Annotated in this window: 22 protein-coding genes; 14 read left to right on the top strand and 8 right to left on the bottom strand. The window is 70.2% G+C overall.

The window, feature by feature from the left end:
- The first annotated feature begins 24 nt into the window (after positions 1-24).
- A complete protein-coding gene (locus AB5I40_RS44925) occupies positions 25-681 on the top strand; it encodes an RES family NAD+ phosphorylase (RefSeq protein ID WP_370936274.1) in 657 nt (218 codons plus the stop codon).
- Here the strand turns inward: AB5I40_RS44925 and AB5I40_RS44920 are convergent.
- Both AB5I40_RS44920 and AB5I40_RS44915 read right to left on the bottom strand, forming a co-directional pair.
- Positions 674-2,602: an alpha/beta fold hydrolase gene (locus tag AB5I40_RS44920; protein ID WP_370936273.1), complete on the bottom strand. Its 1,929-nt coding sequence runs from the start codon at positions 2,600-2,602 to the stop codon at positions 674-676. The two genes, AB5I40_RS44925 and AB5I40_RS44920, sit on opposite strands and share 8 nt — an antisense overlap.
- A gap of 38 nt (positions 2,603-2,640) precedes the next feature.
- Complete coding sequence (locus tag AB5I40_RS44915) at positions 2,641-3,606, bottom strand: TerC family protein (RefSeq protein WP_370936272.1); 966 nt, start codon at positions 3,604-3,606, stop codon at positions 2,641-2,643.
- Positions 3,607-4,210: 604 nt separating this feature from the next.
- Between AB5I40_RS44915 and AB5I40_RS44910 the strand changes: the two genes are divergently transcribed.
- From AB5I40_RS44910 to AB5I40_RS44900, 3 genes are read left to right on the top strand one after another with little or no spacing between them, the layout of a single operon-like run.
- Entirely contained in the window at positions 4,211-7,078 is a 2,868-nt protein-coding gene (locus tag AB5I40_RS44910) for an alpha/beta fold hydrolase (protein ID WP_370936271.1), read from the top strand.
- Positions 7,075-8,013 carry an ABC transporter permease gene (locus tag AB5I40_RS44905; RefSeq protein ID WP_370936270.1) on the top strand — a complete coding sequence of 313 codons (939 nt, stop codon included), beginning with the start codon at positions 7,075-7,077 and terminating at the stop codon, positions 8,011-8,013. Before AB5I40_RS44910 ends, AB5I40_RS44905 begins: the two co-directional genes overlap by 4 nt.
- Before the next feature lie 26 nt (positions 8,014-8,039).
- The gene (locus AB5I40_RS44900) at positions 8,040-8,795 is read left to right on the top strand and encodes an enoyl-CoA hydratase/isomerase family protein (RefSeq protein ID WP_370936269.1); all 756 of its coding nucleotides are present in this window, start codon (positions 8,040-8,042) and stop codon (positions 8,793-8,795) included.
- A gap of 194 nt (positions 8,796-8,989) precedes the next feature.
- Here AB5I40_RS44900 and AB5I40_RS44895 read toward each other — a convergent pair whose 3' ends face one another.
- From AB5I40_RS44895 to AB5I40_RS44880, 4 genes are all read right to left on the bottom strand, one after another.
- Positions 8,990-9,391, bottom strand: coding sequence for a type II toxin-antitoxin system VapC family toxin (locus AB5I40_RS44895; protein WP_370936268.1), 402 nt, complete (start codon positions 9,389-9,391; stop codon positions 8,990-8,992).
- The gene (locus tag AB5I40_RS44890; protein WP_370936267.1) at positions 9,388-9,663 is read right to left on the bottom strand and encodes a type II toxin-antitoxin system VapB family antitoxin; all 276 of its coding nucleotides are present in this window, start codon (positions 9,661-9,663) and stop codon (positions 9,388-9,390) included. Before AB5I40_RS44890 ends, AB5I40_RS44895 begins: the two co-directional genes overlap by 4 nt.
- A 27-nt stretch (positions 9,664-9,690) precedes the next feature.
- The gene (gene uvrB / locus AB5I40_RS44885; RefSeq protein WP_370936266.1) at positions 9,691-11,850 is read right to left on the bottom strand and encodes an excinuclease ABC subunit UvrB; all 2,160 of its coding nucleotides are present in this window, start codon (positions 11,848-11,850) and stop codon (positions 9,691-9,693) included.
- A gap of 172 nt (positions 11,851-12,022) precedes the next feature.
- Positions 12,023-13,444: a DUF5685 family protein gene (locus AB5I40_RS44880; protein WP_370936265.1), complete on the bottom strand. Its 1,422-nt coding sequence runs from the start codon at positions 13,442-13,444 to the stop codon at positions 12,023-12,025.
- A gap of 114 nt (positions 13,445-13,558) precedes the next feature.
- Between AB5I40_RS44880 and AB5I40_RS44875 the strand changes: the two genes are divergently transcribed.
- From AB5I40_RS44875 to AB5I40_RS44835, 9 genes are all read left to right on the top strand, one after another.
- Positions 13,559-14,077 carry a DUF402 domain-containing protein gene (locus tag AB5I40_RS44875; RefSeq protein WP_370936264.1) on the top strand — a complete coding sequence of 173 codons (519 nt, stop codon included), beginning with the start codon at positions 13,559-13,561 and terminating at the stop codon, positions 14,075-14,077.
- Between the two features lie 81 nt (positions 14,078-14,158).
- The gene (locus AB5I40_RS44870; RefSeq protein ID WP_370936263.1) at positions 14,159-14,914 is read left to right on the top strand and encodes a class I SAM-dependent methyltransferase; all 756 of its coding nucleotides are present in this window, start codon (positions 14,159-14,161) and stop codon (positions 14,912-14,914) included.
- Between the two features lie 70 nt (positions 14,915-14,984).
- The gene (locus AB5I40_RS44865; RefSeq protein ID WP_370936262.1) at positions 14,985-15,890 is read left to right on the top strand and encodes an ABC transporter ATP-binding protein; all 906 of its coding nucleotides are present in this window, start codon (positions 14,985-14,987) and stop codon (positions 15,888-15,890) included.
- Positions 15,891-15,903: 13 nt separating this feature from the next.
- Positions 15,904-16,641 carry an ABC transporter permease gene (locus AB5I40_RS44860; protein ID WP_370936261.1) on the top strand — a complete coding sequence of 246 codons (738 nt, stop codon included), beginning with the start codon at positions 15,904-15,906 and terminating at the stop codon, positions 16,639-16,641.
- A gap of 5 nt (positions 16,642-16,646) precedes the next feature.
- The gene (locus tag AB5I40_RS44855) at positions 16,647-18,161 is read left to right on the top strand and encodes an ArnT family glycosyltransferase (protein ID WP_370936260.1); all 1,515 of its coding nucleotides are present in this window, start codon (positions 16,647-16,649) and stop codon (positions 18,159-18,161) included.
- A 95-nt stretch (positions 18,162-18,256) separates the two neighbouring features.
- Positions 18,257-19,777, top strand: a complete 1,521-nt coding sequence (locus AB5I40_RS44850; protein WP_370936259.1) for an ArnT family glycosyltransferase — start codon at positions 18,257-18,259, stop codon at positions 19,775-19,777.
- The gene (locus AB5I40_RS44845; RefSeq protein ID WP_370936258.1) at positions 19,774-21,102 is read left to right on the top strand and encodes a sensor histidine kinase; all 1,329 of its coding nucleotides are present in this window, start codon (positions 19,774-19,776) and stop codon (positions 21,100-21,102) included. The genes AB5I40_RS44850 and AB5I40_RS44845 overlap by 4 nt, the downstream gene beginning before the upstream one ends.
- Complete coding sequence (locus tag AB5I40_RS44840) at positions 21,099-21,725, top strand: response regulator transcription factor (RefSeq protein WP_009079732.1); 627 nt, start codon at positions 21,099-21,101, stop codon at positions 21,723-21,725. The genes AB5I40_RS44845 and AB5I40_RS44840 overlap by 4 nt, the downstream gene beginning before the upstream one ends.
- Positions 21,726-22,076: 351 nt before the next feature.
- On the top strand, positions 22,077-22,892 hold the full coding sequence (locus tag AB5I40_RS44835) for a transposase family protein (RefSeq protein WP_370933256.1): 816 nt from the start codon (positions 22,077-22,079) through the stop codon (positions 22,890-22,892).
- A gap of 48 nt (positions 22,893-22,940) precedes the next feature.
- Here the strand turns inward: AB5I40_RS44835 and thrS are convergent, their stop codons facing one another.
- Both thrS and coaE read right to left on the bottom strand, forming a co-directional pair.
- Positions 22,941-24,185 carry a threonine--tRNA ligase gene (gene thrS / locus AB5I40_RS44830; RefSeq protein ID WP_370940732.1) on the bottom strand — a complete coding sequence of 415 codons (1,245 nt, stop codon included), beginning with the start codon at positions 24,183-24,185 and terminating at the stop codon, positions 22,941-22,943.
- A gap of 143 nt (positions 24,186-24,328) precedes the next feature.
- Positions 24,329-25,513 (bottom strand): dephospho-CoA kinase, encoded by a 1,185-nt coding sequence (coaE, locus tag AB5I40_RS44825; protein ID WP_370936257.1) that lies wholly within the window; start codon positions 25,511-25,513, stop codon positions 24,329-24,331.
- 215 nt (positions 25,514-25,728) lie between these two features.
- Between coaE and AB5I40_RS44820 the strand changes: the two genes are divergently transcribed.
- Positions 25,729-25,950, top strand: coding sequence for a hypothetical protein (locus tag AB5I40_RS44820; protein WP_370936256.1), 222 nt, complete (start codon positions 25,729-25,731; stop codon positions 25,948-25,950).
- Positions 25,951-26,295 lie beyond the last annotated feature (345 nt).

The raw sequence follows: 26,295 nt of genomic DNA, 5'->3' as shown, positions 1-26,295 counted from the left end.
CACAGGACGGACAACCTCCCCCGCATGGCCCGGCTCCCCTCGCCTCCGGCGCGCTCGGCCCTGGTCAATGGGCTGGACCGCAGCCACGACGTGGTTTCGGTGCAGCCCGAGACCCGGCTGGTCCGCATCTTCACCGCGCACGGCAATCACCCGCAGCAGTGGAACACTTTCCGCTACACCGGCCCGCTCCCGCACGGCCGGTTCGACCAGCAGCCGCCCGGCCGCGGCGGCCGTCCGGTCACCGACCCGGGCAACGGCGTGCTGTATTTCGGCCTGACCGTGCGCACGAGCGTCGCCGAGGTGTTCCAGACGACCTCGACGGTGGACCGCACGACGCGCGGCCCCCGGCTGGTCGTGGTGCGCCCGACACGGGTGCTGCGGCTGCTCGACCTCACCGGCCTGTGGCCGACCCGGGTCGGCGCGTCGCAGGAGATTTCCAGCGGTCCGAAGAAGATCACCCAGGCGTGGGCGCGGGCGATCCGCGGCGCGATGCCGGACCTCGACGGGCTCTGGTACCGCTCGTCGATGGACGCGGGCAAGCCCTCGGTGTGCCTGTGGGACCCGCCCGCGGGCGCGGCGCTGCCGATCGCCCCGGACGTCCTGCTTCCGCTGGACCATCCGGGGCTCGACGTGCCGCTCGGGCGGGTGTGCGAGGAGCTGAACTACACGCTGCTCAGCTGAGGTGCCGGGCCCACCAGGCCAGCACCGCCTCGAATCGCTGCACCCGGTGCCGCGGCTTGCCTGAGCGCGTCAGCTCGTGCCCTTCGCCGGGGAACAGCAGGAATTCCGTCTCGACGCCGGCCTGGCGCAGCGCCACGAACTGCCGCTGCGCCTGCTCCAGCGGACAGCGCCAGTCCTGCTCGGAATGCACGACGGCGAACGGGATCCGGATGTCGGCGGCGTAGCTGAGCGGGCTGCGGCGCCGCTGTTCGTCGGAGTCGGCGCCGACGTAGCCCTCGGTGAAGTAGTAGCCGATGTCGGAGCTGCCGGCGAAGGAATCCCACGCGTTCACCGCGCGCTCGCTCCACGCCGCGCGGAACCGGTCCGGGTGCTTCGCGGCGACCCAGCTCGTCATGAATCCGCCGTAGGAACCGCCCATGATCCCGGTCCGCGACGCGTCGAGGTCCGGCCGCTCCAGCGCCTTGTCAAGGAGCGCGAGCACGTCGTCGACGTCGACGGTGCCCATGTTGTGCACGACCGAAGTACCGTGCGATTGCCCGTATCCGGCCGATCCGCGGGGGTTGCCGAGCACGACCGCGAACCCGGCTGACGCGTACACCTGCGCCTCGTCGAACACCGTCCATTCCTGCTGGGCGAACGGTCCGCCGTGCACCACGCGCAGCACCGGATGCGGTCCTTCGCCCTCGGGAAGCACGAGCCAGCCGTGCACCGGGTAGCCGTCCGGCGCGGTCGTTTCGAGTTCCACGACCTCGCAAAGACCCTTGTCGCGCAACGGCTTCGAGTAATCGGTGAGCGCACGTGGACCGTCCGCGCCGAGCACCACCAGCTCGCCCGCGGTGTCCAGCCCGGCGACAACCGCGACGACAGTTTCGCCGTCCGCCGCGAATCCGTGGACCGCCGAATGCCCGGCGTGCAGCACGCGCAGGTCGTCGAACTTCGCCCCGTCGGCGTCCGTCGCGATGGCACGCAGTTCGACCGCACCGCGATTGCGCACGGCGACCAGCACCTCGTCGCCGAGCGGAATCGCCGGGCCGGAGCCGCTCTCGATGTCCACGGTCTCCACATCGGTCAGCCGCCGCGGTTTCCCGTCCGGCACGACCGCGTACAAGCCGGTGTTGGAAGCGACCACGACACCGTCCTCATGAGACGTGCCGAAGAAGTAGAGCGTGCCGTCCGGCGCGTACACCGGCTGATCGGCGTACCCGGCGCAGGCGGCGAGGACCTCGGGTTCGCCGCCGTCGACCGGGAACGCGACGAGGTCGTGCTCGCGCGTTTCAATGCGGTCGAAGTCGTGCGGCACGGTCACGACGACGCGCTCGCCGTCCGGCGTCCAGACCGGCTGGCTGACGCTGTAGTCGCGCGGCGTCACTGCTTCCGGCTCGCCCTCTTCGAACGTGTCGAGCACGTACAGCCGCCGCGGCCGGTCGCGCAGGAAGCCGACGTTGTCGAGGCGGTAGTCGAGCCGGGTGATCAGCCGCGGCGCTTCGGCGGCGGGCTCCGGCGTGCGCTCGTCGGCGTCTTCAGTGCCGTAGCGACCCGGCTCGGCTTCCCGCGCGGTGAACGCGAGCCAGCGCGAATCCGGGGCCCACACCGGCGCGTCCGCACCGAGGTGCAGCGATGTGAGCTTCCGGGCCTCGCCGCCGTCGACCGGCATCACGTGCACCTGCGGGCTGCCTTCGGCACCCTTGCCGTCTCCGGCGCGCAGGAACGCGACCCAGCGGCCGTCCGGCGAGATCGCCGGAGCGGAGTCGCGCGGACCGTGCGTCCACGGAGTTTCGCCGCCGGACAGCGAGATCCGGCGGATCGCGCTGCGGTACTGGTCGGCTTCCAGGTCGGGACTGCTCACCGCGGCGAGCAGGAGGTCACCGCGCAGCGCGGGACGGCCGGGTACGGCGAGGACTTCGATGTCGGCAGGACGCATGCCGACGACCGTACCCGATCCTTAGCAAGGCAAACGACCTATTTCGCCTCTACCGCCCGCTGTTCGTCGCGCTTGGCCTTCGCCAGGCTCAGCACGGTGGTGACGGTGAGGACCACGACGATGACGCCGAGGGACATCCAGTTGCTGATGTCGAGCCAGTCCGGCGCGAGGTGGTACTCGTGCAGCGCGTGCACGACCAGCTTCGCGCCGATGAAGGCGAGGATCACCGCGAGGCCGTAGCTGAGGTAGACGAGCTTCGTGACGAGCCCGCCGAGCAGGAAGTACAGCTGCCGCAGTCCCATCAGCGCGAACGCGTTGGCGGTGAAGACGAGGAACGCCTCCTGGGTGATGCCGAAGATCGCCGGGATGGAGTCCACCGCGAACAGCAGGTCGGCCGAGCCGATCGCGATGATCACCAGCAGCATCGGGGTGATCTTCCGCTTGCCGCCTTCCTTCACCAGGTACTTGTGGCCGTGGTAGTCGTCGGTGACCGGGAACAGCTTGCGCACCCAGCGGGTGAGCGCGTTCTCCTGGTACTCCTCCTCGTCGCCGTTGCCGCGCAGCATGCTGATCGCGGTCCACACGAGCACCGCGCCGAAGACGAAGAAGACCCACACGAACTGGTTGATCAGCGCCGCGCCGACCGCGATGAACACGCTCCGCATGCCCAGCGCGAGCAGGATGCCGACGAGCAGCACGCGGTGCTGGTGGATCGCGGGCACCTTGAACGACGTCATGATGATCATGAAGATGAAGAGGTTGTCCACGCTCAGCGAGTACTCGGTGATGTACCCGGTGAAGAACTGGACTCCGGGGTCGTGCCCGGCGAAGTACCAGACGCCCGCGCCGAACAGGACGGCGCAGGCGATGTAGAAAATCACCCAGCGAGCGGCCTCGCCGGTGGTCACCGCGTGCGGCTTGTGGTCGACGATCACCAGGTCGATCGCGATGAGCGCGAGCAGCCCGCCGACTGTCGCGAACCACAGCCACAGGGGGACAGTCATCTCAGAAACCTCCGGATAGTGCGCAGCAGCAACTAACCGGAGGTCTCTCCCGCCGGTGCGAACCGGCCGACGGTGCCGGGGACCTCAGCGAATGCTCGCCCGGGTCACCGTGCTGACGACACCGCCGCGAAGGAATACTCCCCTCACAGCGCGTTCAGTCTGCCGGTTACGCGCTGCAAACGCCAGCCGAGGTTGCCCACATCACCGAACCAGCCCTGTTTAATCCATCACTCCGGTCACCAACCAGCCACCCCCGCCACTCTCCGAATGCACTGAGCCCCTAACTCCCCTTCCGGACCACCACCGCGGGATTGCGCCGGCGTTTTGGGGTGAGCGGCGGGACAGGCCGAAGGCCCCTCCCGCCGCTCACCCCAAAACGCCGGCTAAAAGCAATCCCGCGCGCGGCGGCGAAGCCGACGCCAAAAACACAGTTGCGTGCCGAGCCTCCCCCGCAAACCCGCCCCCGACTAACTCGCCCACAACTACCCCACCCACAACTCCTCCCGCGAGTACCCCACCCACAACCCCTCCCGCGAGTGAGCCCATGTCTAATCCGTGTGAACCCCGTCCCCCACTCTCAGCAAAATCGTCATAACGTCGCTTCGTGCCCCGAATCCCGCTCCCTCGCACCCGCGGCTCCCGGCTCGTCGCCGCAGCCGCCGTGGTGCTGGTCGCCGCCGCGGCAGTGACCGTCTGGGCGACCCGCGACCGCGGCCCCGCCCCGGTCCGGACCCAGGACGCCTTCCTCTCGATGCCCGCCGCCCCCGGTTCCCCGGACCAGGTCCGCATCGACACCACGACCTACTACCCCGAACACACGCCTGCGCCCGCCGTACTGCTGGCGCACGGCTTCGGCGGCGACAAGTCCAGTGTGGACCCACAAGCCCGCGAACTGGCCCAGCGCGGCTTCGTCGTGCTCACCTGGTCCGCACGCGGATTCGGCCACAGCACCGGCAAAATCGGCCTGAACGACCCCGACGGCGAGGTCGCCGACGCACGCAGGCTGGTCGACCGCCTGTCGGCGAGCCCCGAAGTGGCGACCGGCGCCGACGGCCAACGCGAGATCGGCGTAACCGGAGCGTCCTACGGCGGTTCACTGTCACTCCTGCTAGCCGGGACCGACCACCGAGTGCGCGCGCTCGCACCGGTAATCACCTACAACGACCTCGGCCAAGCCCTCGTGCCAAACGCCGCGGCAACGACCGCTCCGGAAGCGAAGACTCCAGCGGCTGGCGCGTTCTCCCCGGACGGCGTCTTCAAGAAGACCTGGGCAGGCATCTTCTTCTCCGCCGGTTCTGGCGCGGCCGCAGCGAGCACGCCGTCCACCGAAGCGCCGGAAGCGGGACAGAAGACCAACGACAACGGCAGCACCGCGGGCAACAGCGGCGGCACCGCACCGCAAGCCGCCGCACCACCGGCCGGGGCACGGGCTGAGCGGCCGTCCGCAGACCCGTGCGGACGGTTCACCGCACCGGTCTGCAAGGCGTATACGGAACTCGCGACCACCGGCAAAGCCAGCCCAGAAACGGTCGCGCTGCTGCACCGAGTCTCCCCCTCGTCGGTCACCGGCAAGATCACCGCGCCGACGCTGCTCGTCCAAGGCGAGAGCGACACGCTGTTCGGGCTCGACCAGTCCGACGCCACCGCGCGACAGATCACCGCGGCGGGCGGATCGGTGCGCACGATCTGGTACACCGGCGGCCACGACGGCGGCATTCCCGGGCCGCAGCTGCGCGCGAAGATCGGCGATTTCCTGTGGTCGTCGCTCACGGGCCAGGGCGACCCGGGCCGCGGATTCAGCTACGACGTTCAAGGCACGTTGCGCGCCAACGGAACCCCGTCGGTGCGGACGGTGAACACCGCCGCGTATCCCGGCCTGAACGGCGACGGGACCGAGCGCAAGCAGGTGGCGCTCAGCGGTCCGGCGCAGCCGATCGTCCGGCCCGCGGGCGCGAATCCGGCCGCGGTGAGCGGGATTCCGGGGCTCAACGGGCTCGCGTCCGGCACCTCGCGGCTGGCTCCGCTGTTCAGCAGCGACCCGCCGGGGCAGGCCGCGCAGTTCGGCACCGCGCCGTTCGACAGCCAGGTGCTGCTGTCCGGTTCGAGCACGGTCCGGCTGCGGGTCGCGACCGATCCGGCGCATCCGCAGCCGGAGGCGGTGCTGTTCGCGAAGCTGTACGACGTCGGCCAGGACGGCACCCGCGTGCTGCCCGCGAACGCGGTCGCGCCGTTCCGGGTCACCGGGCTGCCCGCCGACGGCACGCCGGTCGACGTCACGGTGACGCTGCCGGGCGTCGTGCGGCCGATCGACTCCGGGCATTCGCTGCGGCTCGTCGTCGGCACGACCGATCAGGCGTACTCGGTGCCGACGCAGCCGGGAGTGTTCCGGGTCGGGCTCGCTTCCGGTGCGGCACTTGCCGTCCCCGTGGTGCCTGGCGCGTCGGTCGGCGCTCCCCTGCCGGTCGGGCAGCTGATCGGCATCGGCGCGACGCTGCTGATCGCGATCGCGGTCGTCGTGGTCGCGGTGATCCGGCGGCGGCGGGCGCACGACGTCGACCCGGAACTCGCGGACACCCCGCTGGTGATCAAGGGGCTGAAAAAGCAGTACGCGGGCGGGTTCACCGCGGTGGCGGACCTGTCGTTCCGCGTCGAACCGGGCCAGGTGCTCGGCCTGCTCGGGCCGAACGGCGCGGGCAAGACGACCACGCTGCGGATGCTGATGGGCCTGATCACGCCGACCGCGGGCGAGATCCGCGTGTTCGGCCACCGGATCGCGCCGGGCGCGCCGGTGCTGTCGCGGATCGGGTCGTTCGTCGAGGGCTCCGGATTCCTGCCGCATCTGTCCGGCAAGGCGAACCTGGAGCTGTACTGGGCGGCGACCGGGCGGCCGGTCGAGAAGGCGCATTTCACCGAGGCGCTGGAGATCGCCGGGCTCGGCGACGCGGTGCACCGGCGGGTGAAGACCTACAGCCAGGGCATGCGGCAGCGGCTCGCGATCGCGCAGGCGATGCTCGGGCTGCCGGAGCTGATGGTGCTCGACGAACCGACCAACGGGCTCGACCCGCCGCAGATCCACCAGATGCGGGAGGTCCTGCAGCGCTACGCCGCCACCGGGCGCACCGTCGTCGTCTCGAGCCACCTGCTGGCCGAGGTCGAGCAGACGTGTTCGCACGTGGTGGTCATGCACCGCGGGAGGCTCGTGGCCTCGGGCGAGGTCGGCGAGCTGGCGGCCTCGAGCGGCGAGGCCACGTTCCGGGTCGGCGACCCGGCGGCGGCCGCGGCGGCGCTTAAGGGCGTCGGCGGGGTGTCGGACATCGAAACCGAGGGCGATCTGGTGCACGCGAATCTCGACGGGCTGCCGCGCGCCGAGGCCGTCGCGGCACTCGTGCGCGCCGGAGTCGCGGTCGAGCAGGCCGGGCCGCGCCGCCGGCTCGAAGACGCGTTCCTGCAGCTGGTGGGAGAGGATTCATGAGCGAGGGCAACGGTTCCGGCGGGGTGCACACCGACCCGGCCGCACTGCAGGAACTGAGCGATCTGGCCACGGCGGAACCGGCCGAGGTCGGCCCGGACGGCGCGGTGGCGGGCTATCGCGCCGACCGGACACTGCGGTTGAGCGTGGAGCTGAAACGGCAGCTGCGCCGGCGGCGGACCCAGCTGGTGCTGGCGTTCGTCGCGGTGCTGCCGTTCATCCTCGTGGTGGCGTTCCAGATCGGGCAATCCAGTCCCAACCGCCGCTCCGGCGGCTTCGTGGACCTCGCGACGGCGAGCGCGCCGAACTTCGTGGTGCTCGCGTTCTTCGTGTCCGGCACGTTCCTGCTGCCGATGATCGTCGCGTTGTTCTTCGGCGACACGATCGCGAGCGAATCGTCGTGGTCGAGTCTGAAGTACCTGCTGGCGATCCCGGTGCCGCGGCACCGGCTGCTGCGGCAGAAGGCCGTGGTGTCCGGGCTGCTGTCGATCGCCGCGCTCGTGCTGCTGCCGGTGGTTTCGCTGCTGGTCGGCATCATCTGGTACGGCGCGGGCGACGCGATCAGCCCCACCGGCGACGCGGTCAGCTTCGGCGACAGCCTGCTGGCGCTGCTGATGTCCACTGTGTACATCGTGGTGCAACTGGCCTGGGTCGCCGGGCTCGCACTGCTGCTGAGCGTGTCGACGGAAGCGCCGCTGGGCGCGGTCGGCGGGACGGTGCTGGTGGCGATCCTGTCGCAGATCCTCGACCAGATCACCGCTTTGGAGGGCTTGCGGAACTATCTGCCGACGCACTATTCGTTCGCCTGGATCGACTTGATCTCCACCGACATCGACTGGACGAACCTGGCCAGCGGGGTGCTGTCGTCGGTCATCTACACGACGGTGTTCCTGCTGCTGGCTGGCCGCCGGTTCGCACGCAAGGACGTCACCAGCTGAGGCGGACGTCCGGTACGGTTCGGCGCGTGACGATCCACCTGGAACTCGATGCCGGCGTCGCACTCGTGACCCTCGAACACGGGCGCGGCAACACCCTCGACACCGCCACCTGCAAAGAGCTGGTGATCAGACTCGAAGAGGCCGACGCGGCCGGAGCGCGCGCGGTCGTGCTCACCGGCTCCGGCGACATGTTCTCCGCCGGAGTGGACCTGCTCGCCGTCGACGAGGGAGGCGCGCGCTACGTCGGCGATTTCCTGCCGGCGCTGTCGGACGCGTTCCTGGCCGTCTTCGGCTTCCCGCGCCCGGTGGTGGCGGCGGTGAACGGCCACGCCATCGCGGGCGGCATGGTCCTGGCTGCGGCGTGCGACCACCGGATCGCCGCGGACGGCCCCGGCCGCATCGGCGTGACGGAGCTGCTCGTGGGCGTGCCGTTCCCGTTGTCGGCGCTGGAAATCCTGCGCTGCACCTACGGGACGACGCCCTTGCCGTCCCTGATCTACAGCGGCGCGACGGTCACCATGGCCGACGCCGTCCACCGCGGCCTGGTCGACGAGGTCGTGCCCGCCGAGGACGTGCTCACCCGCGCACGCGAACTGGCCGCCCGGCTCGGCGAACTGCCCACGGAGGCTTTCGCGCACACGAAGCAGCAGCTGCGGCAGCCGTACCACCAGCGGATCGCGGAGAACCGCGTGTCCGACGACGCGCAGGTGGAACGGCTGTGGCGGTCGGAACCGGCGCTGGCGGCGGTGAAGGCTTACGTGGAAAAGGTGCTGAAGCGCTGACCTTTCGGTTGGTCCTTTCCCGGGAAATCGCGGGATTAGAGACTTTCTTGCCTCAGCTCTGCCCGCACACCCATTGCTTCGGCCGCATGTTTCTGTGAAAGTCGAGGTGAGGGTCCGGGAACCGGGGGTGCCTCAGTTCGGAGCGCACCCCCGGCTGGGGTTTGGCCCGCTTCTCTCCGCTGATCCGGCCGCCGTCAGTTCTCCTCCAGCTTGACCAGCTCGAGGTCGGTTTGCGTGAAGTCGTCGCCGATGCAGAGCAGCGGTTCTCCGGCGATTTTGGCGGTGGCGTAGCTGTGGCAGTCTCCCAAGTTGAGCCCCGCTGAGTGACGGCCCTTCCCGAATCGCTGGAATGCCTCGATGGCGACCTCGGCATGGAGCTTGTCGAACGGGACCGTGGCCACGTCCTGCTCCTGCAAGAAACGTTCGAAGAGACTTCGGCCGCGCATGCCGAACTTCGAGAGCAGGACGATTCCCGCCTCGACCCGGGTGGCAGCGCCGATCCGCACCTTCGGATCGGCGACGAGCGCCCGTTCCAAAGCCGCGCTCTCCGGCTCGCGATTGATCATCGCGACAATCGCCGACGTATCGATGATCACACGCCCTCCGGCCCGAAACCGAGAATCTCTTCCTGCTCTTCTTTGGTGATCGGAACTCCCAGCTGATCAGCAGGCAGCTGGGACCAGACCTCCTCCTCGAGGAAGCGGTGCAACCGCGCCAGGCGCTCCTCCGGCGTTTCCGTTTTCCTGACCAGGTCTTCCCGGAACGCCCGAAGGGCCTCGCGGACCGCCCCGGTTTTCGTGGTGCCGGTCAGCTCGGCCACTTCCGCGGCCAGGCGCTCCGTTTCCGGGTCCTTGATGTTCATCGCCATGGTGTAATGGTACCCGCGATGGTGTAATTACTTGATTCCGGCAGCGTCCATCCCCCGCAGTTCCTTCTTCAGGTCGGAGACCTCGTCGCGCAGCCGGGCGGCCAGTTCGAACTGCAGGTCGCGGGCGGCCTGCATCATCTGGTCGGTCATCTGCTGGATCAGGTCGGCCAGTTCGGCGCGCGGCATCGACGACACGTTCTTGTCGGTCAGCATGCCCGAGCTGCGGACGCGGTCGCCCTGTTCCGGCTTCTTGCCGCGCGAGGCGTTGCGGCCCGAGCCGCCGACCGCGACCGACTCGTCCGAGTCTTCCGCTTCGTTGTAGACGCGGTCGAGGATGTCGGCGATCTTCTTGCGCAGCGGCTGCGGGTCGAGGCCGCGTTCCTCGTTGTAGGCGACCTGCTTGGCGCGGCGGCGGTCGGTCTCCTCGATCGCGTACTGCATCGAGTCGGTGATCTTGTCCGCGTACATGTGGACCTCGCCGGACACGTTTCGCGCCGCCCGGCCGATGGTCTGGATCAGCGACGTGCCGCTGCGCAGGAAGCCTTCCTTGTCCGCGTCGAGGATCGCGACCAGCGACACCTCGGGCAGGTCGAGGCCCTCGCGCAGCAGGTTGATGCCGACCAGGACGTCGTAGTCGCCCGCGCGCAGCTGGCGCAGCAGCTCGACCCGGCGCAGCGTGTCGACCTCCGAGTGCAGGTACCGGACGCGGATGCCCAGCTCCAGCAGGTAGTCCGTGAGGTCCTCGGCCATCTTCTTGGTGAGCGTGGTGACCAGGACGCGCTCGTCCTTGTCCGCGCGCTCCCGGATCTCGTGCACCAGGTCGTCGATCTGCCCCTCGGTCGGCTTCACGACCACCTTCGGGTCGACCAGGCCGGTGGGCCGGATGACCTGCTCGACGAACTCGCCGCCGGTCTGGCCCATCTCGTACGGGCCCGGCGTCGCCGACAGGTACACCGTCTGGCCGATCCGGTCGGAGAACTCCTCCCAGGTCAGCGGCCGGTTGTCGACGGCGCTCGGCAGCCGGAAACCGTAGTCGACGAGGTTGCGCTTGCGGCTCATGTCGCCCTCGTACATGCCGCCGATCTGCGGCACCGTCTGGTGCGATTCGTCGATGACGAGCAGGAAGTCTTCCGGGAAGTAGTCGATGAGCGTGGCGGGCGCGGTGCCCGCGCCGCGGCCGTCGATGTGCCGCGAGTAGTTCTCGATGCCGGAGCAGAAGCCGACCTGGCGCATCATCTCGATGTCGTAGGCGGTGCGCATCCGCAGCCGCTGGGCCTCCAGCAGCTTGCCCTGCTTCTCCAGCTCGGCCAGCCGCTCTTCCAGCTCGGCCTCGATGCCGCGGATCGCCTTTTCCATCCGCTCCGGCCCGGCGACGTAGTGCGTGGCCGGGAAGATCCGGACCTCGTCGACCTCGCGCACGATGTCGCCGGTGAGCGGGTGCAGGTAGTACAGCTTGTCGATCTCGTCGCCGAAGAACTCGACGCGGATCGCCAGCTCCTCGTACGCCGGGATGATCTCGACCGTGTCGCCGCGGACGCGGAAGGTGCCGCGCGCGAAGGCGATGTCGTTGCGCGAGTACTGCACGTCGACCAGCGCGCGCAGCAGCACGTCGCGCTCCACCGTGGCGCCGACCTCCAGCTTCGTGGACCGGTCGAGGTACGACTGCGGCGTGCCGAGGCCGTAGATGCAGGACACCGACGCGACCACGATGACGTCGCGGCGCGAGAGCAGGTTCATCGTGGCGGAGTGGCGCAGCCGTTCGACGTCGTCGTTGATCGACGAGTCCTTCTCGATGTACGTGTCCGTCTGCGCGATGTACGCCTCGGGCTGGTAGTAGTCGTAGTAGCTGACGAAGTATTCGACCGCGTTGTGCGGGAACAGCTCGCGCAGCTCGTTGGCCAGCTGCGCGGCCAGCGTCTTGTTCGGGGCCATCACCAGAGTGGGCCGCTGGACGCGTTCGATCAGCCACGCGGTGGTGGCCGATTTGCCGGTGCCGGTGGCGCCGAGCAGCACGACGTCTTTCTCGCCCGCGCGGATCCGGCGCTCGAGATCGTCGATGGCCGCCGGCTGGTCGCCGGCGGGCTGGTACTCGCTGACCACCTCGAACCGGCCGCCGGCGCGAGGCACCTCGGAAACCGGGCGGAAGTCGGACTGGGCGAGGACGGGGTGTTCGGTTGCGAAAGCCACGAGAACCAGGGTAGGCCGGGGCACCGACAATTTCCGCGACGGCCGGTGTGAGCTGGGGATCTATCGCTCTTCCGGGGCGGATTCGCGGCCCCGGGCCCGCACGCGGCCTGGCTTGGGCACGGCATGCGGCGAGCTCCGCGGGGAGTCCTGGGGCCCCGCACGAGCTTCCGGCTCAGCAGCTGCAGCAGTCGCATCCGCCGCAGCAGTCGCAGTCGCACCCGTTGCAGCAGTCGCAGCCGCAGTCGCAGTTGGCGCTGTTCGGTTCGCCGCTCCAGGGGCCCGGGTACGGATCGCGGCAGCAGAACTGGCAGGAGCAGCACATGTACGTCGCGATCGCGCAGCCCGCGAAGAAGTTCCGGCGTTTCGGCGGCACCGCGAACTTCGGCACCCAGCAGCCGCCGCCCTTGCCGTCCAGGGAGTCCCCGCCCTCCGGCGGTTCGGGACCGTCCGGACCGCCGGGTCCACCGGGGCCGCTCGGTCCGCCTGGTCCGCCTGGTCCGCCTGGTCCGGGAGGGCCCGCAGGGCCGCCGGGGCCGGGCATTCCGGCAGGTCCGTAGCCGGGAACCGGAGCGCCGTAGCCCGGCGGCGGCCCGTACCCGGGCATCCCCGGCTGCTGGCCGTATCCCGGCTGCCCGGGCCCAGGCGCACCGATCCCCGGCCCGTAAGGCGACTGCTGCGGCGCAGGCCCCGGCCCGATCCACCCGGGCGGCGGCTGCTGGCCATGTACCCCGTGCCCGTGCAAGTGGTGATGCCCGAACGCCCGCCGAACCGCCTGTCGCAGCTCGTGCACCAGCAGCGCGTGCACCAGAGCCGAATCAGCGAACTCCGCCTCGCGCAGTGCCAGCTCGACCCCGAGCACCGCGTCCGTGCACAACCGGTGGGCCTCGTCCAGCGCGGTTCCCGTGGCCAGCAACGGATTCCACGCACCGGACGCGGCATCCGCAGCCAGGTCTTCGACCGCGTCGAGCAGGTGCGCCACCCGCCCGAACAGCCGTCCCGCCTCGGCGAGCGGAGCGCGGTTGCCGGGGCGGCCAGCCAGCACCGCGGTCTGCGCGAACGCCGCGGACGACGCCAGTTCGGCCGGTTCGGTCGCCAGCAGCGGCGAGTCTCCGGCACGAATGGCCCGCTCCAGCTCCCCCTGCCGACCGACCGCTTCGGTCAGCACCGCGGTGTCGAAGCCGATGCCAGCGCCCGTCCGACCGCCTTGTGCGGCCCACCGGCGAGCAACTAGCCGCGCTGCCCCAGCGACCGGACGCCGGGCGAAAGCGCCGTCCCGGTCGGCGACGTGGTCGTCGACCTTCGCCGAAGCCAGCACCAGCGAAACCGCCGCCGCGAGCCGGGCGCCGTCGCCGACCGCGACGGACGCTGGGCGCATCGACCGCAGCGGGCAGGGTCCCGCAGCACGCCGGGGTCCGCTCGGCGTCTGCGCTTCGACCAGCGCCGATACGATCAGCGCGTCGTAGTTCGTCACGACCCGGGCGAACTGGCCGTGCTGGTCGCGCAGGGCCAGGCAGAGGCCGCACAGATGTGCCATCCAGTCCGCGTGCAGCCGCCCGGCCAGCCGGTGCCGGCAGGGTCTGATGATCCCGAACAAGTGCTTGTCCCCCCAGGAGAACCGAACGACCCGCGAACTTTAGCCCCTCGGCCGGGCCCCTCACCGGCTTTCCGGCGATTCTCGCGAAGGGCGCGGGCAAGGCAGGATGGGCGGATGACCGATCTGCACCCGCCGAAGGTCGAGACGTTCGACCCGGCCGCCCGCGTGAACATCGACAACAAGGGCATCCGCCGCGACGTGGAGGAGTTCCGCGAGGAGCGCTTCGGCCTGTACCTGGCCCGGCCGGCGCCGGGGCGGGCGCAGTTCCACTACCTCGAATCCTGGCTGCTTCCGGAGCTCGGGCTGCGGATCACCGACTTCTGGTTCACCCCCGGCCACGAACGCGACCAGGACTTCTACCTCGACGTAGTGCGCGTGCACCGCGACGGCCCGCGCTGGGTCGCCACCGATCTCTACCTCGACCTCGTGCTCAAGGACAAGATCTCGGTCCGGGTGATCGACACCGACGAACTGCTCGCCGCTGTCGCCGGAAACCTGCTCTCCCAAGAAGACGGCGAGTACGCGCTCGAAGTCGCCTACGCTGCCGTCGAAGGGCTCGCCGCGCACGGCTACGACCTCGCCGCCTGGCTGTCCACAAAGGACATGACACTCGGCTGGCGCAGGCATCCCTAACCGGGAACGGGGGAATTCCCCACCCCTGCCCGGCGGTCAGCCGGATTACCCGGAACGGCTCCCCCGGCCACGATCAGCGGCATGGAACGAACCGCAAACCAGGTGACGCTCGACCTCGTGTGCTCGCTCTACCGCGAGCACACCGAAGCGTTGCGCGCCGCGAAGGACGCCCAGCGAGCGCACCGCCGCGCGCATCCGACGATGAAGACCCAACTGGACGACGTCGAGGCGGAGATCACCTACCTGCTCCTGCGCCATCTGCGCCCGGAAAAGGTCGTGGAGATCGGTTCGCTGCACGGCTGGTCCACTAGCTGGATCCTGCGCGCGCTCGCGGACAACGGCTCCGGCAAGCTGACCACGATCGACCTCATCGGGAATGCCACCAAGACCGTCCCGCACGCGCTGGCCAAGGGCCGCTGGGAGTTCCGCCAGGGCGACGCGCGCACGCTCACCGCCGACTGGCTGTCCGATGTGGACTATCTCTTCATCGACGCCGACCACGGCGCGCGCTTCGCGAGGTGGTACCTCGCCGACGTCTTCCCGAAGATCGACGCCGCGGTGAGCGTGCACGACGTGTTCCACCGCGGCACCCCGCTGCCGTTCACCGAAGGCACCGAAGTGGTGCGCTGGCTGGGAAAAACGCAGACTCCGTACTTCACCGTCGCCCGCGCCCGGGCGAAACACGCGTACGCTCGGCTTGACGAACTCAGGCGCGAACTCGGCGTCGACAGCATCGTCCACACCGGACGCGACAACCCGATGATCTACTTCCGCATCCACCGATCGGTGGATGCGCGGCTGACAGCCGGTGGACCGGAAGTCGCACCGTTCCGCTGATCCGATCGGCCGCTCCAGCCGGGATTCTCGAACACAGCAACCGCTGCGATTCGAGAGGGGACGGCGGACAATGCCGGTCATCGAGGTGCGAAACCTCCGGAAACGCTACCGCGAGAAAACGGCGGTGGAAGACGTTTCGTTCACCGTGGAGCGGGGCGAGATCTTCGGGATCCTTGGCCCCAACGGGGCGGGCAAGACGACCACGGTCGAATGCGTCGAGGGTCTGCGCTCCCCCGACGGCGGCACCGTTTCGGTTCTCGGGCTCGACCCGCGGCGCGACGTCCGCGAGCTGCGCCAGCGCCTCGGCGTCCAGCTGCAGGAAAGCCGGCTGCCCGACCGGTTGCGCGTCGCCGAGGTCCTCGACCTGTTCGCCGCGATGTACCGCACTCCGGCGGATCCGGAGCGGCTGATGGACCTGCTCGGGCTCACTGAGCAGCGGAACACGTTCTACCGCAAGCTTTCCGGCGGACAGCAGCAGCGCGTGTCGATCGCGCTCGCGCTCGTCGGCAGTCCCGAGGTGGTGGTGCTCGACGAACTGACTACCGGTCTCGACCCGCAGGCCCGCCGCGACACGTGGGATCTCGTCGAAGCAGTCCGCGCCCAGGGCGTGACGGTCGTGCTGGTCACGCACTTCATGGAGGAAGCGGAACGGCTGTGCGACCGGATCGCGGTGATCGACGCCGGGCGCGTCGTCGCGACCGACACCCCGGCGGGGCTGGTCGGCCGGGTCGGCGGGGAGCAGCGCATCCGGTTCCGCCCCTCCGCGCCGGTCGAGCCGCGGGAGCTGGCCGGGCTGCCGGACGTGCTGAAGGTCGAGCGGAACGGCGCGCATCTGGTGGTGACCGGCGGTGCCGGCGCGCTGCAGGCGGTGACGTCGTTCCTCGCCCGCGCCGACGTGGTGGCGGGCGATCTGCGGGTGGAGCAGGCCAGCCTCGACGACGCCTTCGTCGCGCTGACCGGCCGGAAACTGGACTGAGGGGGAACCGGAAGTGTTGTCGAAACTGACCGTCGCCGAGGCGAAGATCTTCCTCCGCGACCCCGGTGCTCCCGCCGTGGTGCTCGGGATCCCGCTGGCGCTGGTGCTGGTGTTCGGGCTGATGCCGGGGTCGCGCGAACCCAGCGCCGAGCACGGCGGCCAGTCGGCGCTGGCCACGCTGATCGCGCCGATGGCGGTGGCGCTCCTGCTCGGGATCCTCGCGGTGTACATGCTGCCCGGCGCGATGGCCGCGCACCGGGAGAAAGGGGTGCTGAAGCGGCTGGCGGCGAGCCCGATGCCGCCGTCGCGGCTGCTGGCCGCGCAACTGCTGGTGAACCTCGCCATCGCGGTCGTCGCGATCGTGCTCGTCGTGGGGGTGGGCACGCTCGCGCTCGGCATGGCGCTGCCGAGGAACCCGGGCGGGTTCCTCGCGGTCGCGCTCCTGGGCGCGGTGTCGCTGTTTTCAGTCGGCACCCTGCTCGCCGCGTTCGTACCGAGCGCCCGCGCGGCGAACGGGATCGGCGCGGCCGTGTTCTTCCCGATGCTAGCGCTCGGCGGGGTCTGGGTGCCGAAGGAACAGCTGCCGCCGGTGCTGCAGCACATCGCCGACATCCTGCCGCTCGGCGCGACACTCGGCAGCCTGCGCGAGACTGCCGCCGGACACGCACCGCACTGGCTGCCGATGGTCGCGCTCGCGGTGGTCGCCGTCGTGTGTTCGACGCTCGCCGCCCGATTCTTCCGCTGGGAGTGAGCGCGATGACTGCGACACAGGAAGAAACCACGGCCAACCGCTCGGTCGCGCCGTTCGCCCGGATGCCCGTGTTCGGCATCGCCGCCCTGATGGCGGTGCCGCTGGTGCTCACCGCGAACAACTACGGCTACTTCGGCGACGAGCTGTACTTTCTCGCCGCCGGACGGCATCTGGCCTGGGGTTACGTGGACCAGCCGCCGCTGCTGCCGCTGCTCGCCCGCGCGATGGACGCGATCGCGCCGGACTCGCTGTTCGTCCTGCGGCTCCCGGCGATGCTGGCGATGCTCGCCGGGGTCGTGTTCGCCGCGCTCATCGCCCGCGAACTCGGCGGCCGCACCCGCGCGCAGGTCATCACTGCCGCGACCTTCGCCGCCTGCACGAATTTCGTGGCCGGCGGCCACTACCTGGCGACCTCGACGCTGGATCCGTTCCTCTGGACCGTCCTGCTCTGGCTGGTCGTCCGCTGGATCCGGACCCGGCGCGACGGCCTGCTGCTGTGGGCCGGAGTCGTCACCGCGCTCGCGTTGTACGTGAAGTTCCTGATCGGCGGATTCTGGATCGTCGCCGGGATCGCGCTGCTGATCTGCGGTCCGCGCGAACTGCTGCGCCGTCCGATGCTGTGGGCGGGCGCCGCGATCGCCGCACTGGCGCTGGTCCCCACGCTGGTCTGGCAGGCGCAGCACGGCTGGCCGCAGCTCAGCATGGGCGCGGCGATCTCGAACGAGGTCGGCGAATCCTGGGGCGGGCGGCTGTCCTGGCTCCCGCAGGTGCTGCTGCTCGCGGGCGTCCCGGTCGGGGCCGTGCTGCTCGGCTACGGCCTGTGGCGGCTGCTGCGTTCGCCGCGGTTGCGTTCCTACCGCTTCCTCGCCTGGACCACGCTCGCGCTCGCGGTGGTGTTCATCGCGGTGAACGGCCGGTCGTATTACATCGCGGGCATGTTCGCGCCGTGCTGGGCGGTCGCGGCGGTGGAACTGGAGCGCGGACAAGCGTCGCGATGGTGGCGCTGGATCCCGACGTGGCCGGTCTTCGTGCTCTCCGCACTGCTGATGCTGCCTGCCGCGCTGCCGGTCTGGCCGCATTCCTGGGTCGAGAAGAACCCGTCGCTGCCGACGCCAGCCTTCTCCTTCGGCGAGGTCGGCTGGCCAGAAGCCGCGCAATCAGTCGCCCGCGCGTTCCATCGGGTGCCCGACCCGGCACACACGGCGATCGTCGGCGAGACGTATTGGACCGCGAGCGCGCTCGACCGTTATGGCCCGGATCTGGGCCTGCCCGAGCCGACCAGCCCGAATCGCGGGTACGCCACCCTGGTCACGCCGCCCGATTCGGCGCGCGACGTCTTGTTCGTCGGATTCGATCCTCGACCGCTGCTCGGGCACTTCGCCCACCTCGAGCCGGTCGGAACCGTGACGACCGGGAACGCGAAGCCGAGTGTGCTCGACGGCACGCCGATGTGGCTCGCGACCGCGAGGCGGCAGCCGTGGCCGGAAATCTGGCCCCACCTGGCGAACACCGGCGCTTGACCGGCGCCACCCGCAGTACGGCGGCGTCAGGCCTCGCCCGTAGGGTGCGGGCGAGGCCAGCCCCCGATCCGCCGACAGGGAGCAGGATGGATGCCGTGACCACGGCCACCGCACCGAGCACGCCGAACCGCGCGCTCGCCGAGTTCGCTCGGCGGCCGGTCTTCCTGCTCGCCGCGGGGACCGCCGCCGTACTCCTCGCCACCGCCGGCCGCTACGGCTACTTCGGCGACGAGCTGTACTTCCTCGCCGCGGGCAAACACCTCGCGTGGGGGTACGCGGACCAGCCGCCGGTGCTGCCGTTCCTCGCCTGGCTGGCGAACTCGATCGCGCCGGGCTCGCTCGTCGTGTTCCGGATCCCGGCGATACTGGCGACCGCCGCGGGCGTGGTGTTCACCGCGCTCATCGCCCGCGAGATGGGCGGCGAACGCAAGGCGCAGACCCGCGCCGCCGCGGCGTACGCGATCTGCGGGCAGTTCGTCGGCAGCGGCCACTACCTCGCGACGTCCACTGTGGACCCGCTGCTGTGGACGATCGTGCTGTGGCTGCTGGTGCGCTGGATCCGCACCCGCGACGACAATCTGCTGCTGTGGCTCGGCGTCGCGACGGCGGTCGGGCTGAACGTGAAGTTCCTGATCGGCGGGTTCTGGGCGGTCACGGCAATCACCGCGCTCATTTTCGGACCGCGAGACCTGTTGCGCCGCCCGAAACTGTGGCTGGGCGCGGCGATCGCCGCAGTCGCGTGTTTGCCGACGTTGCTCTGGCAGGCCTCGAACGGCTGGCCGCAGCTCGGCATGGGCGACGCGGTGTCGCGCGAAGTCGAGGAGGCGGGCGGCCGGGCGATGTTCGTGCCAGCGCTGCTCGCCGGGGCCGGTTGGGTCATCGGCGCGCTAGGCGTGCTGTACGGACTGACGGTGCTGGTCGGCAGTTCTCGGCTGCGCGCGTACCGATTCCTCGGTTGGACCGCGCTCGGCGTCTTCGCGCTCTTCCTGATCGGCAACGGCCGGTTCTATTACGCCGCAGGCACTTTCGGCTTGTTGTGGGCGGCTGCCGCAGTACATCTGCAGGACCGGCCGCGGCCCGCGCTGTGGTGGCGCTGGGTGCCGACGTGGCCGGTGTTCGTCCTGTCCGCGCTGTACAGCCTTCCCTACGCGCTCCCGGTGTGGCCGGAGCAGTGGCTGGTCGAGCATCCGACCGCGCCGCGCCCGGCGTACGCGATGGAGGAGTACGGCTGGCCGGATCTGGCCGCGTCCGTCGCCAAGCAGTACCGCGCGCTGCCACCCGAGCAGCGAACCCGCACCGCGCTCGTCACCGGCGGCTACTGGCAGGCGGGCGCGCTCGGCCGGTACGGGCCTGATCAGGGCCTGCCCGAGGCGTGCAGCGCCAGCCGCGGATTCTGGTACTTCGGGCGGCCGGACGACAAGGCGGACACCGTGCTGTTCGTCGGCCGCGAACCGGCGAAGCTGGCGGCGCACTTCCGGTCCGCGCGCATCGTCGGCGAGGTCGACAACCGGCTCGGCGTCCCGAATGCCAGCCGGCACATGCCGATCTGGCAGCTCGACGGCCGGATCGGCGGCTGGGCCGAGATCTGGCCGCAGCTCAAGGATCTGAAGGCGTGAGGTTCGAGGACGTCCGGGACGTCGAACTCGACTGGCGCGGTTCGCTGATGCCGCCCGCCGTGTCTCAGGCCAGCGACAAGCCCGTGCGGTGGCATCGATGGTTCGCCCAGGTGGAGACGGCGCTCGCGTGGATTCTCCTGGTCGTCCCGACACTGTTGAGCGCGCTGACCGACCAGCCGAACGCACACCGGATCGCCACCGTGCTGATCGCCGCCGGGGCCGCGGTGTGGCTGGCGCTCACCACTTTCGCGCTCAGCCCGAAGCTGCGCGAGCACCCGATCGCCGCCGTCGCGGCGTTCGCCGGGGTCGTCGCGTTCGGCTCGGTCCTCCAGTCGCGCGACACGTACTTCATCATCTTCATGGTCTACGGGTTCTTCGCGGCGATGCGGATGAAGCCGATGCCGGTCGCGGTGCTCGGCGTCGGCATCACGTCGCTGCTGATCAACACCATGACGCTCGGCGGGCCGATCCACGCGCTTTCGGTGTCGCCGGGCATCTGGGGCACGATCGTGATCGTGCAGACCGCGGCGATCGGCGGCGGCGGCGCGCTTTTCGCCGCGGTGGGCAGGCAAAATCAAGAACGCAAGCGGATGCTCGACCAGCTGACGGCGGCCGAGGCGGAGAACCGCGGGCTGCAGCGGCAGTTGCTCATGCAGGCGCGCGAGGCAGGCGTGCTCGACGAGCGGCAGCGGCTGAGCCAGGAAATCCACGACACGCTCGCGCAGGGGTTCACCGGGATCATCACCCAGCTCGAAGCCGCCGCGCAGGCCCGCGCCGACCCGGCGGAATGGGAACGTCACCTCGCCTCCGCGACCCAGCTCGCGCGGGAAAATCTCACCGCCGCCCGGCGTTCGGTCGCCGCGCTGCACCCGGAGCCGCTCGAAACCGCGACGCTGCCCGAGGCGCTCGCCGAAGTCGCGCGGCTGTGGAGCGAACGCACCGGCGTGCCCGCCGAGTTCTCGACCACCGGGACCGCCGTTCCGCTGCATCCGGAGCTGGAGGCGACCCTGCTGCGGATCACCCAGGAAGCACTGTCCAATGTGGCCAGACACGCGCAGGCGGGCCGAGCCGGGATCACCCTGTCGTACATGGGCGACGAGGTGACGCTGGACGCGCGCGACGACGGCGTCGGCTTCGACCCGGCGCAGCCGCCCACCCCGCCGTCTCCCGAAGGCGGCCACGGCCTGCCCGGCATGCGACGGCGCGCGGAACGGCTCGCCGGAACCCTGCACGTCGAGTCCGAACCGGGCGGCGGCACCGCGATCTCGGTGCGCCTGCCCGCCGTCCCGGCTGCGACACTGGACCCGACCGAGGGGGCCTCATGACCATCACCCTGCTCATCGCCGACGACCACCCGATCGTCCGCGACGGGCTGCGCGGCATCTTCACCGGCGAACGCGGCTTCGAGGTGTTGGGCGAGGCCGCGCACGGGGCCGAGGCGGTCACGCTCGCCGAGGCGTTGAAGCCGGACGTCGTACTGATGGACCTGCGGATGCCCGGCACCGACGGCGTCGCCGCGATCACCGAACTCGCCCGCCTCGGCAATCCCGCGCGCGTGCTCGTGCTGACCACGTACGACACGGATTCCGACGTGCTGCCCGCGATCGAGGCGGGCGCGACCGGTTACCTGCTGAAGGATTCGCCGCGCGAGGAACTGTTCCGCGCCGTCCGCGCCGCCGCCCGCGGCGAGGCGGTCCTCTCCCCCGCGGTCGCGAGCCGGATCATGGGCCAGATGCGCGCACCGGCCCAGGAACCGTTGTCGCAGCGCGAAATCGAGGTGCTGAATCTCGTCGCGCGGGGGTCGACGAACAAGGAAGCGGCGAAGAAGCTCTTCATCAGCGAGGCGACAGTGAAGACGCATTTGCTGCACGCGTACGCGAAGCTCGGCGTGAAGGACCGCGCGGCCGCGGTGGCGGTGGCTTTTGAGCGCGGTTTGCTCGGGTCGTGACTCCGTCGATAGGCCTGGCGCGCGATGCCGAGGTCCGTGAGGGGAACCCTGAGGGAATCTGATTCCCTCAGGGTTCCCCTCACGCACTTCCGCCGGAACGAACCGCCGCACACCGCGCTACTGAGAAGACCCCAATGAGGGTTTTTCATCCTGTTGTTGCTGGTGGGGGTGGGTTGCGGGGGTGGGGTGTGGTTGGTGCTGCGGGGATGTTGTGCCGTGTCTGTGCGGGTGGCACCTGAATGCCGGGCGCGGCGGGCCCGGGGATAGGCGAAGCCCCCGGCAGGGTTCGCGGATGTGAGTCAGCAAACGACCGAGGGCTTCGAGTCCCTTGTTTATCAGAGCGTTCTTCCGGTGTCGAAACAGACCGTCGCGATGGCCGGCGACCTCATCCGCAAGCACCGCAGGAGAGTCGGGTCCCGGTGGCGCAAAGCGTCGCCGGGCAGGCAGGCGCTGCTGGCGCTGGCGGTGCTGCGCCACGACCAGCGCCTGCAGGACCTGGCCGGCGGCAACGGGATCTCCGCCTCGACACTGCGCCGGTGGGTGCTGGAACTCGTCTCGCTGCTGGCCGCCCGCGCGCCCCGGCTCGGCCGGGTCCTGGACCGGCTGCGCGCCGCCGGCGCCACCCTGGTCCTGGTCGACGGCACCCTGGTCCGCACCCGCCGGCGCACCGGGAAAGCCAACCGCCGCCACTACAGCGGCAAACACAAACGCCACGGCCTCAACTTCCAGGCCCTCACCGACACCCGCGGCCGGCTGCTCTGGCTCTCCTGCGCGCTGCCCGGCAGCACCGCCGACATCACCGCCGCCCGCCGCCACCGCCTCCTCGACCGCCTCGCCGCCGCGGGCCTCGCCCTCGGCGGCGACAAGGGCTACCACGGACTGCACAAAGACCTCCGCGCCCGCCGCGTCATCGCCGCGGAAAACCCGGACCCGATCGTGATCACGCCCGTCAAAGCCGAGACCAACCGACCCCTCACCGACGCCGAAAAAATCTCCAACTCCGTCTTCAACGGACTGCGCTGCGCCGTCGAACGAGCCTTCGCCGCTCTCAAAACCTGGCGAATCCTCGACAAACTACGCCTCAACCCCCGCCACGCCACCAGACTGCTCCGCGCACTGCTCGTCCTCGTTCAATATCACCAAAAAACACCCCACCCAACACCCTGACCAGCACAAACCAAGATGAAAAAACCTCAATGTGGCATTGGGTCGCTTTCAGCCCCACAGCGCTCTGGAGCGGGAGGCGGCTTGGGCAGTGACCGCGGCCACGAACTCCTTCCCCGGCAACGGATCCAGCCTGCGACCGTCCCGAAGCCGAGGTGCGACCAGCTCCGCCGCAGCCTCGCGTGCACCGATCACCGCCTGATACGGCACCAACCGACGGTCGCGGATGCGGGCACCCAGACTCCCCCGGTCCGCCGGAACCACCTCAGCGCGCAGTCCGGCATCCATCGCCTGCTCCGCGACCGCTGACGCCGCCGGGAGTTCCGCGTCGCCAACAGGAAGCACAGCCACCTGCACCGGAGCCAGCCACGGAGGGAAAGCGCCGCCGTGTTCCTCGATCAGCTTTGCCAGCACGCGTTCCAGGCTGCCGAGCACCGCGCGGTGCACCAGGACCGGCCGGTGCGCGCGGCCGTCCGGGCCGACGTACTCGAGCCCGAACTGCTCCGGCTGGTGCAGGTCGACCTGCACGGTGGACAGGGTCGACTCGCGGCCGGAACTGTCGGCGATCTGGACGTCGATCTTCGGGCCGTAGAACGCCGCTTCGCCCGGTCCGCGTTCGTACTCGATGCCGTCGAGCGCGCCGACGAGCACCTCCGCCGCGCGCTCCCACGCTTCGGCGGCACCGGCGTACTTGCCGCGGTTGTCCGGCAAGGAAAGGCGGTAGCGTGCGGCTTTCAGGCCGAGGTCGTCATACACGCGGCGGATCAGCGCGAGCGCGCTCCGCACCTCCGCGCCGACCTGCTCGGGCAGGCAGAAAATGTGCGCGTCGTTGAGCTGGATCGCCCGCACCCGGCTGAGCCCGCCGAGGACGCCGGACAGTTCGGCGCGGTACATCCCGCCGAGTTCGGCCAGCCGCACCGGCAGGTCGCGGTGGCTGCGGGCGCGGGAACGGTAGATCAGCGCGTGGTGCGGGCACAGGCTCGGCCGCAGCACGACCTGTTCGCCGCCGAGGTCCATCGGCGGGAACATGTCGTCGCGGTAGTGCGCCCAGTGGCCGGAAAGCTCGTACAGCTCGCGTTTCCCCAGCACCGGCGACGACACGTGCTGGTAGCCGGCTCGGCGTTCGACCTCGCGGACGTACTCCTCCAGCACGTGCCGCACGGCGGCGCCGTCGGGCAGCAGGTACGGCAGTCCCGCCCCGATCAGCGGGTCGCTGCCGAACAGGCCGAGTTCCCGGCCGAGTTTGCGGTGGTCAGGCATGGCGGTCTCCTCACGGAAGGCGAGGCGAGCGCACAGCGAAGAGCCCGGGGCGCTCGCCCCGGGCTCGAATGGCAGTGTTCAGCGCGCCGGGACGGGATCCGGCGTCGCCGTGGACTGGGCGCGCTTCATGGCCCGAACGGTAACCCCGCGCGAGGCGGGACCGCACCTGGTTTTCCGTGTCAGGGCTTCCAGCCGCTCTGCGCGGCCCACTTCTCCGCGCGCACGAACGCCGCGTTGACCCAGCCCTGTTTCTCCTCCGCGTACTGCTCGACCGTGCCGTCCGCGGAATGCTTGCGCGCCAGTGCTTCCTTCACCTCGGTGTAGTTGTCGCGCTCGTCCGGGTGCGCGCGGATCCAGTCGCGGAACAGCAGCGCGAGCCGCCACGCCGGGGTTTCGGTGGACCGGACGTGCAGGTTCACCGGCCGCTTCGGGTCGGCGCTCTGGTGGAACCGTTTGAGCCACTTCCCGTCGCCGTCCTGCGGATCGTCCCACCATTCGCCTTCGCGGCGCGGGAAACCGGCGTCGGCGAGCGCTTCGGCTAGCGCATCCGCATCGTCCAAAGAGGACACTGTGAGCTGAAGGTCGAGGACGTCCTTGGCGGGCAAGCCCGGCACAGCGGTGGACCCGATGTGGTCTGCGCGCACCAGCCGCGAACCCGCGATCTGCCGCAGCCGCGCCAGCCGGCGTTCGGCCTGCAGCGGCCAGCTCGAGTCGTACGGCGAGATCACCGGCGAGGCGGGCGGACGCGGTTTCCGCAGCCGAAGATTCGCCTCGAACGGCACCAGCCGGTCCGCCCACAACGCGTCCACCTCGGCGAGCACGATGTCCTGCGTCCCGCCGTTGTCGAGCCAGACGTCCGCGACCGCGCGGCGCTGTTCCTCCGCGGCCTGCGCCCGGATCCGCGCCCGGGCGTCGGCCTCGGGCATGCCGCGCACCTCGACCAGCCGGCGCACCCGCACCTCCACCGGCGCGTCGACCACCAGCACCAGGTGATACGCGGGCGCGAGATCGTTTTCCACGAGCAGCGGGACGTCGTGCACGACCACCGCGTCATCCGCGGCCTCGGCCATCAGCTCGCCGGTGCGCTGCCCGACCAGCGGATGCACGATCGAGTTCAGCCGCTTCCGAGATTCGTCGTCCGCGAACGCGCGCGCGGCGAGCGCGGGACGGTCCAGCGAGCCGTCCTCGGCAAGAATTTCCTCGCCGAACGCCTCCGTCAGCGCGGCCAGCCCGGGAGTGCCGGGCTCCACGACCTCGCGCGCGATGCGGTCCGAATCGATGACGACCGCCCCGTGTTCGGCCAGCCGGTTCGCCACCGTCGACTTCCCCGCACCGATCCCGCCCGTCAGGCCCACTCGCAGCATGGCCACACCTTAACGAGAGCCGCCGTCACCCGCTCAGGCGACGCCGAACGCCCTGCACGTGCACCCGCACGGGTACCGGCACACCCTCCGCGTAAACGCAAGCACATTTTCGGGCGTAGCCGAACTGATGTGGGTGACACGCCGCGCGCTTGCGCTGTTTTCGCGGGTCGAGTGCGTACCGTGCGCGGCGGAAGGGTCGCCCACACGGAGGAACAATGGCGGAGAAGCACGTCGGGAAGCACCGGCTCGGCACCCCGGGCCTGGTGCACTGCGTCGGCTATCGCCAGGTCTCGGACGCGCTCGCGGAGTACCGGCGCACGTGGTTCAGCGCGCTGCTCGTGCCCGCGAAGCACAGCCTGGCCGGCCTCCGCCGTCGTGCCCGCGAAGCCGCCCTCGAACGTGCCTGGGTGCCTTCGGTTTCGCTGGAACGCGCCTGACCTTCCCGCCTCCGACGCTGCGGCAGGGTCCGTGAGGGCCACCCTCACGGACTCTGAGTCCCCATGTCGAGAACTTAAGCTGCTTCGCCTCAGCCAGTTGTCCGTCCACAAAGGACACTGGCACCGGCGAAACGCCCGGTTGATGCCCGCGTGACCGTGTCTTCCGGTACGTGAGGGGAACCCTGAGGGAATCTGATTCCCTCAGGGTTCCCCTCACGTACGACAACCCAGCCTCCGCCGCCAGCACCGGCCCCTCGGCAAGAAACTCGCACGCCCGCAGCCGCTACGGCCCGCACAGACCCGCCTCAAGCGACGTCTTAAGTTCCCGGCATCGGGACTCAGGGT

Origin of the sequence: Amycolatopsis sp. cg13 (assembly GCF_041346965.1) — a bacterium.
GTDB lineage: Bacteria > Actinomycetota > Actinomycetes > Mycobacteriales > Pseudonocardiaceae > Amycolatopsis.
Note: the sequence above shows the minus strand (reverse complement) of the source record. Positions and strands in the feature narration are given on the sequence as shown.